Genomic DNA, 13,894 nt, shown 5'->3' with positions numbered 1-13,894 from the left:
TTTACATCTCTCCTGTATTAGATGAAAACGGTTGTTTCTCGCCGTCTTCACCAACAATTGAAATTAGTTGTTGTTCTGCATTCGATAATTTTTCATGGCAAAACTGAGAAAGTTCCATGCCCTTTTTATATAAATCAATCGCTTCTTCAAGAGGAACATCCCCTTGCTCGAGTTTGCGCACAATTTCTTCTAAGTCTGTCATCGCTACGGCAAATGATTGTTGTGACATTAGTATTCCTCCTTTTTCTCCGTTGACAGTATTTTAGCCTGCGCTGTGCCGTCATGGAGCGCAATTTGAATCGTATCATCCTTCGCTAATTGGTCAATCGACTTGACCACTTTCCCATCTTTGTATGACACATTAAATCCTTTGTGCATAATCGCTAGTGGATTTAACGCCTCAAGCGTACGGATAACACTACTAAATTGATGTTTACGTTGTTCCACATTTGTATAAGCGGCCCGTGTTAATTGCTGCGTGATCTGATCTAATTGCCGTTTTGTATAATCTAATGTTTGCTTCGGTGACTGCATTTGTAAAGACGCCTGCATGCGCTCTAAAGCATTTCGTTGTTTCATCATATACAGTGAAGTGGCATGCTGAAGCTGCGTATCCATTTGTATCAGCTTTTCCGTAAACGGGCGATATAATCGCTCAGGCATCGCAAGTGGATAGGCATTTTGTAGCTTTGTCAAACGACTGCGTTCAAATGTGAGACGCGCCGTCATCATCTGATGTAGCTGAGACTGATTTTTTAATACGCGTTGATAGAGCTCTTGCTGATTGGGCACCGCGAGTTCTGCTGCAGCTGTAGGGGTTGGTGCACGTAAATCAGCTACAAAATCTGCTATCGTTGTATCAGTCTCATGCCCTACCGCACTAATGATTGGGATGCGACTCTCAAAAATAGCACGGGCTACAACTTCTTCATTAAACGCCCATAAATCTTCAATGGAACCGCCGCCACGTCCAACAATCAGCACATCGCACATTGCTTGCTGATTAGCTAACATAATATTTTTTGCAATATTCGCTGCTGCATTTGCCCCTTGTACAAGCGTTGGATAAATACAAACTTCCGCTTGTGGATAGCGTCTCCCAATCGTTGTACAAATATCACGTATCGCTGCTCCTGTTGTAGCCGTTAGTACACCGACTGTTTTAGGATACATTGGAATCGGTTGCTTAAAGTTAGGATTAAATAGCCCTTCCTTTTGTAAGCGTTCTTTTAATTGATTAAACGCAACAAATAAACCACCTACTCCATCTGGTTCCATCGTTTGAGCATATAACTGATACGTTCCACCTACTTCATATACATTGACATCTCCCCGAATAAATACTTGCATACCTTCTTCCGGTCGAAAGGCTAATTTGGCTGCTTGGTTTCGGAACATTGTCGCATTAATACGTGCCCCATCATCTTTTAGCGTAAAATAAATATGACCTGATGTGTGGATCTTTACATTTGATAGCTCGCCTTTTACATACACTTCTCTCAGATGTGGGTCTGATTCAAATTTCCGTTTAATATATTTCGTTAATGCTTTTACGGATAAATACGAAGACGACATCATTTCGCCCCCTTTTTTAAAAGAGTAAGAAAGTATCAAGCGTGTTGATTTACCTTTTATTGTTAATGAAATCTTGTGAAACGTTGATTTCCGCTTCATTCGGCTCGCTTTCCACGGGCATGGCCTCAGCCTCCTCGTCGCTCGTACCTCGCTCCTGCGGGGTCTTCAGCTCATGCTATTCCCGTAGGAGTCTCGCCGATTCCGCTTCAATCAACTGGCAAGTCCTTTTTGATTACGTCTTTCTGAAAAAATACGCTTCTATAAAGGAAATATTTTGATAATCAACACACCTAAGAAAGTATAAAATTTTTCAAATTGAAAAAGTGCCTAGGCATTCGCGCCAAAATTTACTTTGCGACGAAAGCGTAAGTGGCAGGAGCACGGGTGCAAATACGCCTTTCTTATGTACTTAGCCTACAATGGCAAAAGAAAAGGGTGTCTGCACCTACCTTTAGACACCCTTATTAACACTATTCTTATTTTACATATTTTTAATAGCTTTGTCCTGTGCTAGCTTTTTTTCAGCCGCTTGCACTGTGTTTTCTAATAACATCGTAATTGTCATCGGACCAACACCACCTGGTACTGGTGTAATATGTGACGCAACTCCGTCTACATCCGCAAAGTTTACATCACCACAAAGCTTGTTGTTTTCGTCACGATTAATCCCTACATCAATAACAACAGCACCTGGTTTGATATGCTCTTTTGTAATAAAATTCGCACGCCCCACCGCGGCGATGATAATATCTGCCTGTTTTGTGAACGATGGTAAATCTGGTGTTTTAGAATGTGTATACGTTACTGTTGCATCTTTTTGAAGTAATAGTTGCCCCATTGGTTTCCCTACGATGTGGCTACGCCCAACGATGACCGCGTGCTTACCTGCCACTTCAATACCTGAATGTTCTAGAAGCTTCATCACACCGAAAGGAGTACATGGCAAGTACGTTTCCTGTCCTAACATCATTTTCCCAACGCTGATTGGTGAAAAGCCATCTACATCCTTTTCAGGAGAAATGGTTGCAATGACAGCATCCTCATCAATATGTTTTGGTAATGGGAGTTGCACAAGAATACCGTGAATATCTTCACGATCATTTAAATCACGGATTTGGTCGAGTAAAGCTTCTTGCGTTGTTTCTGCTGGTAACTTAATAAGCTCTGAATACATACCAATTGCCTCACAAGATTTTTGCTTGTTGGCAACGTATGTTTTACTTGCTGGGTTATCCCCAACTAAAATAACAGCTAAACCTGGTGTTACACCTTGTTCCTTTAATGCGCCTACACGCACTTCGACACTTTTTCGAATTTCTTGACCAATTTCTTTACCATTAATAATTGCACTTGACATGTTGTTACTCCTTCCAATGTTCACGGGTTATTGTTGTGTAAATTTAGAAAGTACACCATTGACGAACTTTGAAGATTTTTCATCACCGAATACTTTACAAAGCTCAATCGCTTCGTTCAGTACTACGCGCTGTGGTGTATCTGACATATATAAAAGTTCGTAAACAGATAAACGTAAAACAGTTCTTTCAATTTTAGGCAGACGACTTAGCGTCCAGTTCTCTAGTTTTTCTTCTAACGCTGCGTCGATTGCTTCTTTATGTTCAATTGTGCCACGGACTAGTTGCTCTAAAAAAGCAGTTGACTTTTGCTCTTCTAAAACGTGCTCGATTGCTTGTTCAATCGGTAGCTCCGTGCTGTCTAATTGAAACAAAGCTTGCAACGCTTTTTCACGCGCTTCATGTCGTTTCATTCAATATTGCTCCTTCTTTTTATACATTACTTTTTATGATAGCATATTTTCTATATTATCACACCGCTACCATGAAATTTTCCTACGGATAACGTCTCATTTTAACAAAATTCTTTCTTAATAGACAAGCTAGGAAATTATGTGAATAATTTGATAAAATGATAGCTAAGGGGAAAATCTATGGAGGTGTTCAAATGAGCTATACAATTAGTTTAATTCTATTTGCCATTATTGCCGGAATCGTCGCGGTAATATTCAAAATCCCATTTTGGATTTTGGTCGTAACAATCATTAGTATTTCTTTATTACGTGCAGGCTATGTTATCTATATTTTATACAGAAGCCAAAATGTACAAAAGATTGAACGTTTTTTACAATCTTCAATAAAAAATCCATTGTACAACTACACATTATCGCTAAAAGAAAGTTCGCCAGCTATTCAAAAGCAAGCCATTGACCATATTTTAGCTACATACAAGTCGCCTATTATGCAAGGAACTTATCGAGCGAACCGGGCAATGATGGATCATAATTATAGTGCAGCCAAAGATTTTGCTGAACAAATCCCCAACGATATGATGCGCAATTATAGTCTCGCTCTAATTGATGCCACACAAGGGAATGCTAAAGCAGAAAACTATATTCTCACAAAGCCTTGGATGACATCACTGATTGCCGCTGTACTTCATTATAAAAAAGGGCAAACGGATGAATACGAAAAATATAAAACACAAGCATTACAGTATTCTCGTGGTATTCAGTATTTCACCAACTATTACTACTTTGAACGTATACACGAAAATGTAAAAGCATCAAAAGCAAATAAGAAAATTAAAAAATCAAGCTAATGAAGCATAGACAAAGTCGCATTCCCGATTTTGTCTATGCTTGTTTTAATGATTACACTCCATTACTTATCATGAAACCTATACTTTCCTATTCGCCAAGTTTAGCGTCACCTATTATTTGAACATCTGCGCGGCCTTTACCGCTTTATGCCAGCCCGTAAACAATTGTTCACGGCGTTCTTCCTCCATCTCCGGCTCAAATTTCCGATCCAGTTGCCAATGCGCTTGTACGGCCTCTTTCGTGTCCCAAAAACCTACAGCTAGCCCCGCTAAATAAGCTGCTCCTAAAGCTGTTGTTTCATTAACTGCGGGACGCTCTACCGGGACGTTTAAAATATCTGCTTGAAATTGCATTAAAAAACTGTTCATCACCGCTCCGCCGTCAACGCGCAATGTTTTCATCTCAATACCCGAATCAGACTCCATTGCAGCTAATACATCGCGTGTTTGATAAGCTAACGATTCTAATGTAGCACGTATAAAATGTTCCTTACTTGTCCCCCGTGTTAACCCAAATACTGCTCCACGAACATCACTATCCCAGTACGGTGTGCCAAGCCCTACAAATGCAGGTACAACATAAACACCCTCTGTATCACTCACGCTTGTTGCATATTGTTCACTATCAGCAGAACGACGGAACATACGAAGACCATCACGAAGCCATTGAATAGCAGAACCAGCTACAAATATACTCCCTTCAAGGGCATAATATACTTTGCCGTCAAGCCCCCACGCAATGGTCGTTAGCAATCCATGTTGTGATTGAACTGCTTGTTCCCCTGTGTTAAGTAACATGAAACAACCCGTACCATACGTATTTTTCACCATTCCTTGTTCAAAGCACGCTTGCCCAAATAGCGCTGCTTGCTGATCTCCTGCAATCCCCGCAATAGGAACCTCAGAACCGAAGAAATGCTTGCCTACTACTTCACCATAAATTTCAGATGATGGGCGCACGTCTGGCAGCATAGAAGCGGGTACACCTAAAATATCTAATAGCTCTTGATCCCATTTTAAGTCGTAAATATTGTACATTAGTGTCCGAGAAGCGTTCGAATAATCAGTAACATGGACTGCCCCTTCTGTGAGCTTCCAAATAATCCATGTATCAATTGTGCCAAATAAGAGATGCCCCTTTTCAGCTTTGTCACGCGCGCCTTCTACATGATCTAAAATCCACTTTACCTTTGTCCCTGAAAAGTACGCATCAATGAGTAAACCTGTTTTATCGCGAAATAACTGTTCATGACCAGCCTGCTTTAGCTCCTCACAAATGTCAGCTGTTTGACGAGATTGCCAAACGATAGCATTATATACCGGCTCCCCCGTCTGTTTATCCCATACGACCGTTGTTTCTCGTTGATTAGTAATACCAATCCCTTTGACTTGCTCGGCTTTAATATCATTTTCTGATAATACTTGTGCAATCACAGATAAAATGGAGCTCCAAATTTCCTTTGGATTATGCTCTACCCATCCCGATTTCGGGAAATATTGCTTAAATTCTTGTTGCGCCATATGAACGGGATTCCCTTTTTGGTCAAATAAAATTGCTCGACTACTTGTTGTTCCTTGATCTATGGCCATGATAAATTCCTTCATCCTATACCCCCTCCTCATGTTTATATGTCTTAAGAAGATTTTAATGCGCTATGTGTCACAATGCCATGGCAAAGTTCGCAAAATATCGCTTCAACAGAAAAAGAGTAGGGAACATTCACTTTGAACATTCCCCACTCCCCTGTTTTATGCTTGCATTTCTTCTTTTTCAAATTGAATGCCAGTAATATGTACATTCACTTCGTTTGTTTCAATTGATGTCATATTTAAAATCGCTTGGCGAATTGCTGATTGCACTTCTTTTGCTACTTTTGGAATAGAGTATCCGTATTTCACCGAGCAAAATACATCAACCGCAATCAACCCATCCGATGTCATAGAAGCCTTAATGCCTTTTGAATGTACTTTCTTCCCGAAACGCTCTACCACGCCAGAAGCAAAATTACCGCGCGTTGCTGCGACCCCTTCCACTTCAGTCGTCGCAATACCTGCAATTACTTCTAGCACTTCTGATGCTACTTCAATTTGACCAAGCTCTTCTTTCCCTGTTGGCGTAGGTTGTACAAATGATGTTGGTTGTTTATCAGCCATTATTAACATCCTCTCTTTATAGTCACTAACTTAACGCTAGCAATACGTAAACTAATTGGTTATATAGCCATTATACTACATTTCACAAGCAATGTGAGATGAAAAGCCACTGTCTCGATGAAAAATCAAACCAACGAACGAGAGCAACTAGAAATACTCCCCATTGATCGATTCGTACCATACCATCATTTCGTGTATAAATTAGAGGGAGCGGTTGATTATATACCTACAAGATCATACATACTTCCCCCCCTCTTTACGCCCTCTCCTTTTAAACATAAAAAACCTCCTAACTCCGAAAAGTTAGAAGGTCATAAATTTAAAAACTTTGATAAGCGTTCTATTTCTCTATCTATTCCCTAAGTGATTACTTCGCTTTTTCAGCTACACCTAATACGTCGTTCTCTTCTAGGAACTTCGTATTGAACTTAGCAGATTTGAATACATCATTGTTCATTAAAGCTTGATGGAATGGAATTGTTGTGTTGATTCCAGGACCAGAAACTTCGAACTCAGAAAGTGCACGGTTCATTTTTGCGATTGCTTCTTCACGCGTATCCGCATGAACGATTAGCTTCGCAACCATTGAATCGTAGTATGGTGGGATTGTATAGCCTGCATATACAGCAGAGTCAATACGTACACCGTAACCACCTGGCGTTACGTAAGTATCTACAGTACCAGCTGATGGCATGAAGTTTTTGTACGCATTCTCTGCGTTAATACGACACTCAATTGCCCAACCATTAATTTTAATATCTTCTTGCTTGAATGGTAGCTCAGCACCACCAGCAATTTTTAATTGTTGTTGCACTAAGTCAACACCAGTAATCATTTCAGTTACTGGGTGTTCTACTTGGATACGAGTGTTCATTTCCATGAAGTAGAATTTATCTTCTTGGTAGTCATAGATGAATTCGATTGTACCAGCACCTTCATAGTTACAAGCAATCGCTGCTTTTACAGCTGCTTCACCCATTTCAGCACGACGCTCTTCAGATAATGCTGGAGATGGCGCTTCCTCAACAAGCTTTTGCATACGGCGTTGTACCGTACAGTCACGCTCACCAAGGTGAACGACGTTACCATGACCATCGGCTAATACTTGAATTTCACAGTGACGGAAGAACTCGATGAACTTCTCTAAATATACACCTGGGTTGCCGAATGCTGCAGCAGCCTCTTTTTGTGTAATTTCGATACCTTTTACAAGCTCTTCTTCAGTGCGAGCTACACGGATACCTTTACCACCACCACCAGCTGTTGCTTTGATGATGACTGGGTAACCGATTTCAGCAGCCCACTTTTTACCTGTTTCGATATCAGGTACAATACCTGTACCAGGAACTAAAGGTACGTTCGCTTTTTCCATTTCAGCACGCGCTACGTCTTTAATACCCATGATTTTGATTGAATGTGATGATGGACCGATAAATTTAATACCAGCGTTTTCACAAGCTTCAGCAAAATCAGCGTTTTCTGCTAAGAAGCCGTAGCCTGGGTGAATGCCGTCAGCACCCGTTTTTTGTGCTACGCCTAATACAGCTGGGAAACTTAAATAAGAGTCTTTTGATAATTTTGGACCAATGCAATATGCCTCGTCTGCAAGCTTTACGTGAAGTGCATCCGCGTCTGCTTCAGAATATACTGCAACTGTTGAAATACCTAGTTCTTTACATGCACGAATAATACGTACTGCAATTTCACCGCGATTAGCAATTAATACTTTTTTCATGTTAGCAGCGCTCCTTACTCAGGTTTCACTAAGAATAATGGTTGACCGTATTCTACTAATTGGCCATCTTTAACTAATACTTCTACGATTTCACCTTTAATTTCAGCTTCGATTTCGTTGAATAATTTCATTGCTTCAACGATACATACGATTGTTTCGTCGCCTACTTTGTCACCAACTTTTACATATGCAGGTGATTCTGGGTTTGGAGCTTGGTAGAATGTACCAACCATTGGTGATGTGATTTTGTGTAAATCAGCATCGTTAGCTGCTGCTGGAGCCGCTGCTGGTGCTTCTTCTTTAGCTGGAGCCGCTACTGGAGCTGCTGCTTTCGGTTGTTCTACAACAGGTGCTGGAGCTGCCGCTACTGCTTTAGGAGCTACAACTTCAACTGCGCCACCGTTTTTCTTAAGTTTAACTTTTGAGCCGTCTGCTTCGTATACGAATTCGTCGATTGTAGAAGCATCTACTAATTTAATAATTTCACGGATTTCTTGAATTTTGAACATTAATAACTCTCCCTTGTATGTAATTTAAACTACGAACACTATTTTATAATTATTTCAGCCATTTTGAAATAGTTATTTTAAAAATTAAAAAAATTTCACATAAAATACTACAAACGCTTACATTTCGGGCGCAAAATTGTATTTACCTGCTATATAACACATGTCCCACTATTTTCTTCCATTAATAGTAAGAAGTTTGTGGATTTACGGTCACATGGATCATTTTATCCATCTCATTTTTTACGAGATACACGATTTCATTTGCTTGTTCTGTCGAGATTTCTTCTGTTAACACCGTGACATTTGCTTTGTCTCCCTCTAAACGCACTAGTGCATCTGTATAACCAAGTCCCTCAATCATCATTTCAAGCATCGCCTCTGATGATTCTAATTCAATTAGCGCATTTATCTCATTGTATGCCTCATTTTTTTCCTCTGCTGTAGACTGATCAGAAGCCATTTTCGTTGTTAATTGCGTACGTAGCTCACTTCGTTCATTATCTATTTCCATGCGAATCTCCTCGAACACATAGCTATCTGTTTGTACCGCCTTCTCTGCTTCATCTACGCCTGTTAAAATAGCTCCCTCTAATGAATCATCTGTAAAAATCGCTGTGAAGTCAAAATTACTTGGTCGTTCAAATAAATAATACACAGATATTACAGCTGTTAAACATACAAGTGTTAAAAACCAAACTGTTCTTTTTTTAACTTTCATGATGATCCTCCTTTTTCATTGGTAAAATAATAATTTGGTGTGCTGGCAATTGGAGTACAGCACTTACAGCTTCTTGCAATTGCCGCCTAATAATCGGTGATTGAGCCCCCTCCGAAACGATTAATACGCCTGTATACGTCGCTTTATTCTCACTTGCACTAAATGAAAATAGTGTAGATTCCGCTGATGCCTCTGTATGAAAATATACCGATACTTGTCCTACCCCCTCAATTTGTGAGAGTGTTGCCGCTAGTTTTACTTCTACCGTTTCTTCTATTGATGGACTCACGTCTTGCCTAAACAGCAGAAATCCAACGAGGGCGATGACAATCAACGCGATTATGTTCGCCTTTTTTGTTGCCACATATTACTTGCCCTCCTTTCTGTCACCTTATCCTATGAGAAAAATGGAGCCAATATACTTAACATTCTGTGCAATAAATTGAATTAACCATAAAAATACGGCCAGCTTTACGAATGTAGAAAAATCTTCGTCTCCTATAATCGTTTGTAAAATAACAGAAAAGACAATTAAATAAAGTAATTGAATCATAGTGATTTCCCAGTCCCAATCTGCACGATAAAAAATAGAATCAACCAAATGACAATAAACCCAATCGCTAATAACAATGCAATCGCACATAGCATAAACAAGGTCTTGCCAATATCATCAAGTAAATTACTAATTCGACTATTTACAAAAGGTTCTGCAATCGCCCCCGCTAATTTAAATGTAAAAGCTTTAATGAGCAATGTCACCGCTGGATAAAATGATAGGATTAGCAGTGCTGTGATCGTTGTAAACCCCGTAACTGTTGTGGCGGTTGATTGAAACTTTTTTAACAGTGACATCCCCTCTACAAGCAGCGACCCAATAATCGGCACGTTTTGTTCAATGACTTTTTTTAATGGAGTTGCAAATGTCTCTTGAATCGAGAAAAAGGCAACGCTTGAAAATGTTAAAAATGAGGATAGCAACACAATAGATGCTGCGATTATACTAAAAATCGTTTTTCGAATTAATTCTGCTATTTTTGAAAAAGATACTTGCGGATAAAGCCTTGTACATATATCAAATATGAGTGCCATAAACAGAGAGGGAATCAATAGCTTGTCACAACAATACACGAGCAGTTGCAAAACAAAAATAATGGCCGGGCTCCATGCTACTAATGAAATCAGTGACTGCATAATAACTAAGACCGTGCTGACAAGTGGAATGAATGCTAAAAAAAAGGCCGAAAAGATAGCAGCGATTTCTTTCATTAATACGAAAGCATCAAATAACTGTTGTGCAACAATGATAAGTACGAGAAATAGAAAAACAGTAGATAACAATTGACGTGAATGAATGGATACACCTTCAATTAGTAAAAGAAGCAAAAACAATAACAACAATGTCGCGAGCAACGTAATCGATTCTGTGATCGGGTGTAGTAATTGTGCCATGTCAGTCCCTCTAACTAAATCTGTGTAGCAAATCTGTTAGTTGTGTCATTGCGGGCTTTAGCTGCTGCAACCAGATGAGTACAAGTGATCCACGTATAGCGATATCTACTCCTTGAGCAAAAGCATCATAATCCTGCTCTTCCAATATCGATTTCACAAGATGACTTAACAATAACAGGAGTGCTGTATACGCAAGCAACTTACTATACGGAATGACTTGAGTAAGGGTCACTAGCTCTGAAAAAAGAGGATATAAGACGAGTGCAAATATTTGTGCGAAAAATAAAAAGAAAAAAATAATGCTAATAATAGGATGTAGCTTACCAATCGCCCCTTTAATAAAGCTAAGTAGTAGCATGCATAACGTCGCAAAAATTAAATACTTCATATTGAAAAGGAGAGCCATCGTAGAAATTGCGCCACTTCCTCAAAAAACAAACGCAAAAATCGAATAAGCTCCACGGTCATATACAAATAGGCAATAAAGAATAAAAAGAATGAAAATTCTTTTTTCCCAGTCTGCTCGAAAAATATATGAAGTAGTGCAATGACTAATCCGACGGCTGCTACACGTAATACATCTTGAAGTTCCACGCGCCTCCTCCCTCCTCTCGTAACGTAGTATATGAAGTAGGGGGAAGTGGCAGAACACCGTTTTTATTCAAATATTTCGCATCAATAGCTTCGTTCATCTCTCATTTTCAAAGCTTTAGAGTGTGAAAGCTAAAAAAGACAGCGCAAAAAGATGCACTGCCTTGAATCATACTAGTTTCGTTCGATAACTTTTATGCATGATGTGAAAAAGGCGATAACTGACGCCCACTCCAAAATAGCAATGGTATGAGCGCAATTAAACAGGGACCTACGACAACCGTTGATACTATCAATTCTCCCCACGTCATGACACCTTGTTGAAACATTTGATAAAGAATGAAAGAATTAATCGGAATATTTAATATTAGCCCTGTGATAAGTCCAGGTGCATAGGTTTTCGTTGCAATCGTTGCAAGAAGATGGGGAAAAATAGCATTTAATACCATCGAACTTAAAAAGCCAATAAATAACCATTTCCCTAGTTGAAAATCCGGGAAATTCATATAAATAAATGCCGATAAATAAGCAAGTGCTGTGATGATAATGACCGCAAAATAAAATTCACTTGTCGTAACTGGCTTTTGAAACTTTGACGCCTGCTGAGACCATTTCGGTAACCAAATCGCTTCCTCGAGATTATGTAATGTAATCGCTAAACAAAAAAAGACAATAGATGCTTCCAATTTAATCCCACCACTCTTTCAATTTTTCTGTTGTCTTTTCATCTAATAACTGCAGTGCTTTAAAATGTGTGGCTACCGCATAAATCATCATTTCATTATTCTCTTGTATGTGAATGTTTTGTAAAATATGATTGATGGTTTCGCGGTGTGGCATAGGATTGTCATACAATGTATTGAACGCTCGTACTTGCCATTCTAAATCATTACTGAGCGCTGCCTCCTCTAGCTCTTCCACCGGTACAGGGACACTAAAAATGGCATACGGATCCTCATATGTGTCACAATAAACAAGCGATTTACAAGCTTCTAACGATTCGGCTACTTTCATCCCTCGCACGTACACACCATCCGCACTTACTTCCAGTTTCCCCCGATCCCATGGAATCACCGTATCGGTAATAAAGAAGTACTGCATATGTGGTGCCAGTTGATGGACAAACGTTTCAAAATCGGCTTTTTTCTGCTCAAAATAAGCTACTGGGCGAAAATAAAATGCGGCTTCAATTGTTTCACATGTAATCGTCCACTCCACTTCCGGACACTCCCAAATAACACGTAATGCAAAACCGCGTGCTGTCTTTTGAAGCTCATCATAAATATAGTAGCTACCTGCCTCAATCTCTCCTATTTCAGCAAGCACATTGACGAATTTTAATATTACAATTGCCTTTGGTGTAAACCCGCCATCTGTATTGAGCATGATAGTTACGTCATTCCCTACCCGTTCTATATTGACAATAACAGCATCATGCAAAGAGTCACCGAAAACCTCTTGTGTGCTTTTTGGCAAATACGGAATCGCTTGTTGCTTCATTGTATGTGCATGATCTAACACCTCTGTAAATGTTTGCTCTAAAGCTACTTGCCAAGCTACATACTCCTCACGCACAGCTTTCGGTAAATTGGGTGTATTTAACGTATCGTTATGTATATACAGATGAAATTTTTCCGGCAATACTTGTAATAATCGTTCACGTACTTCGTCTAAACGCTCTTGAAGTTCAGCCGCTAAATCAATCCCCTCCTCCTTAGCTGTTTGTAAATCGCTTTCCCACTCATCATCTGTTTCCCTAATAGATAATAAATGAGCAGGTTCACTTTCTTTTTTCTTTTGTAAGGTTAAATGCCACACTTACTTCACTCGCTTCCATTGTTTGAGTTCTTCTTTCACGTCGCTACTTACTTTCTTAGACTCCCTAATTTTTTGCAATGCTTTATGAAATGTAAAATTATCCAGTACAGCTGTTTGTAAAAATTGACGCGTTTTTTCCTCTTGCTTTATAAAAGCAATGGAAATGGCCCATGCAACAGCCATCTTCACATAATAATCATCGTGCTGAATTCGCTGTAACTCCTGAAAAACACGCTCAATCCATTCATCCGATAAATAATACATGAGCATCATGACAATGATAAATCGCAGCACAAATGGATGCGACTCATGTCGAAGAGTCATTAAAAAGTTCCACATCTCTCGTGGATACTTTTTCGTTATTTTTAAGCTTGAACAAAAACTATCACAAAGCGACCAATTATCAATTTTTTTAATAAAAGCTTCAATGAAAATGAAGCGTTCCTCTACGGGGATATTTACGGATGCAATGACAAACCCTTCAAGCATCATTTCTTCAAAAGTTGTTTTCGGCTGTTCAATAAATGCCTGCCAGTCTGCTCGTACAATGTCCTTCGCAAGCTGCCTGAGTGTCGGAATCCGTACTCCTAAAATCTCATACTTTGTCTCAACTAATTTTTCTGTAAATGCTTTATACGTAGGTTCAGCTAATTTTTCTAATTGCGTGCGCATACAATCACCTTCCTTACTTTTCAACTAAAATATTGAATTGCTACTATAAACAAATAA

General features: G+C 39.3%; 18 protein-coding genes. 1 reads left to right on the top strand and 17 read right to left on the bottom strand.

Annotated features, from left to right (window positions below; all coding sequences use genetic code 11):
* Window position 1 precedes the first annotated feature (1 nt).
* The 4 genes from xseB to nusB all read right to left on the bottom strand — a co-directional run bounded on the left by xseB (window position 2) and on the right by nusB (window position 3,343).
* Window positions 2-229: an exodeoxyribonuclease VII small subunit gene (xseB, locus tag AC3II9_RS11335; protein WP_489155509.1), complete on the bottom strand. Its 228-nt coding sequence runs from the start codon at window positions 227-229 to the stop codon at window positions 2-4.
* Window positions 229-1,578, bottom strand: coding sequence for an exodeoxyribonuclease VII large subunit (xseA, locus tag AC3II9_RS11330; RefSeq protein WP_489155507.1), 1,350 nt, complete (start codon window positions 1,576-1,578; stop codon window positions 229-231). Before xseA ends, xseB begins: the two co-directional genes overlap by 1 nt.
* A gap of 478 nt (window positions 1,579-2,056) precedes the next feature.
* Window positions 2,057-2,932, bottom strand: coding sequence for a bifunctional methylenetetrahydrofolate dehydrogenase/methenyltetrahydrofolate cyclohydrolase FolD (folD, locus tag AC3II9_RS11325; RefSeq protein WP_489155505.1), 876 nt, complete (start codon window positions 2,930-2,932; stop codon window positions 2,057-2,059).
* Between the two features lie 27 nt (window positions 2,933-2,959).
* Window positions 2,960-3,343: a transcription antitermination factor NusB gene (gene nusB, locus AC3II9_RS11320; RefSeq protein ID WP_489155503.1), complete on the bottom strand. Its 384-nt coding sequence runs from the start codon at window positions 3,341-3,343 to the stop codon at window positions 2,960-2,962.
* A 194-nt stretch (window positions 3,344-3,537) separates the two neighbouring features.
* Here nusB and AC3II9_RS11315 point away from each other — a divergent pair, with 194 nt between their 5' ends.
* Window positions 3,538-4,191 carry a hypothetical protein gene (locus AC3II9_RS11315; RefSeq protein ID WP_489155501.1) on the top strand — a complete coding sequence of 218 codons (654 nt, stop codon included), beginning with the start codon at window positions 3,538-3,540 and terminating at the stop codon, window positions 4,189-4,191.
* A gap of 114 nt (window positions 4,192-4,305) precedes the next feature.
* Here AC3II9_RS11315 and glpK read toward each other — a convergent pair whose 3' ends face one another.
* The 13 genes from glpK to AC3II9_RS11250 form a co-directional block, all read right to left on the bottom strand.
* Entirely contained in the window at window positions 4,306-5,796 is a 1,491-nt protein-coding gene (glpK, locus tag AC3II9_RS11310) for a glycerol kinase GlpK (RefSeq protein WP_489155499.1), read from the bottom strand.
* Between the two features lie 144 nt (window positions 5,797-5,940).
* Complete coding sequence (locus AC3II9_RS11305) at window positions 5,941-6,345, bottom strand: Asp23/Gls24 family envelope stress response protein (protein WP_391371908.1); 405 nt, start codon at window positions 6,343-6,345, stop codon at window positions 5,941-5,943.
* A gap of 367 nt (window positions 6,346-6,712) precedes the next feature.
* On the bottom strand, window positions 6,713-8,080 hold the full coding sequence (gene accC, locus AC3II9_RS11300; RefSeq protein ID WP_489155497.1) for an acetyl-CoA carboxylase biotin carboxylase subunit: 1,368 nt from the start codon (window positions 8,078-8,080) through the stop codon (window positions 6,713-6,715).
* A 14-nt stretch (window positions 8,081-8,094) separates the two neighbouring features.
* A complete protein-coding gene (accB, locus tag AC3II9_RS11295; RefSeq protein ID WP_489155495.1) occupies window positions 8,095-8,589 on the bottom strand; it encodes an acetyl-CoA carboxylase biotin carboxyl carrier protein in 495 nt (164 codons plus the stop codon).
* Window positions 8,590-8,770: 181 nt separating this feature from the next.
* Complete coding sequence (locus AC3II9_RS11290; RefSeq protein WP_391371899.1) at window positions 8,771-9,307, bottom strand: SpoIIIAH-like family protein; 537 nt, start codon at window positions 9,305-9,307, stop codon at window positions 8,771-8,773.
* Complete coding sequence (locus tag AC3II9_RS11285) at window positions 9,297-9,671, bottom strand: hypothetical protein (protein WP_391371895.1); 375 nt, start codon at window positions 9,669-9,671, stop codon at window positions 9,297-9,299. The genes AC3II9_RS11290 and AC3II9_RS11285 overlap by 11 nt, the downstream gene beginning before the upstream one ends.
* A 27-nt stretch (window positions 9,672-9,698) precedes the next feature.
* Window positions 9,699-9,860, bottom strand: a complete 162-nt coding sequence (locus tag AC3II9_RS11280; RefSeq protein ID WP_431029865.1) for a hypothetical protein — start codon at window positions 9,858-9,860, stop codon at window positions 9,699-9,701.
* Window positions 9,857-10,756: a stage III sporulation protein AE gene (locus AC3II9_RS11275; RefSeq protein ID WP_489155494.1), complete on the bottom strand. Its 900-nt coding sequence runs from the start codon at window positions 10,754-10,756 to the stop codon at window positions 9,857-9,859. Before AC3II9_RS11275 ends, AC3II9_RS11280 begins: the two co-directional genes overlap by 4 nt.
* A 10-nt stretch (window positions 10,757-10,766) precedes the next feature.
* Window positions 10,767-11,144: a hypothetical protein gene (locus tag AC3II9_RS11270; protein WP_489155492.1), complete on the bottom strand. Its 378-nt coding sequence runs from the start codon at window positions 11,142-11,144 to the stop codon at window positions 10,767-10,769.
* On the bottom strand, window positions 11,141-11,350 hold the full coding sequence (locus AC3II9_RS11265; RefSeq protein WP_391371884.1) for a stage III sporulation protein AC: 210 nt from the start codon (window positions 11,348-11,350) through the stop codon (window positions 11,141-11,143). Before AC3II9_RS11265 ends, AC3II9_RS11270 begins: the two co-directional genes overlap by 4 nt.
* A gap of 191 nt (window positions 11,351-11,541) precedes the next feature.
* Window positions 11,542-12,033 carry an HXXEE domain-containing protein gene (locus AC3II9_RS11260; RefSeq protein WP_489155490.1) on the bottom strand — a complete coding sequence of 164 codons (492 nt, stop codon included), beginning with the start codon at window positions 12,031-12,033 and terminating at the stop codon, window positions 11,542-11,544.
* 1 nt (window position 12,034) lies between these two features.
* Entirely contained in the window at window positions 12,035-13,165 is a 1,131-nt protein-coding gene (locus tag AC3II9_RS11255) for a DUF4085 family protein (RefSeq protein ID WP_489155489.1), read from the bottom strand.
* Complete coding sequence (locus AC3II9_RS11250) at window positions 13,166-13,837, bottom strand: DNA alkylation repair protein (RefSeq protein WP_489155488.1); 672 nt, start codon at window positions 13,835-13,837, stop codon at window positions 13,166-13,168.
* Window positions 13,838-13,894 lie beyond the last annotated feature (57 nt).

This window comes from Lysinibacillus sp. RU7 (assembly GCF_057837305.1).
The sequence above is the reverse complement of the archived record's forward strand: the minus strand, read 5'-3'. Positions and strand labels throughout refer to the sequence as shown.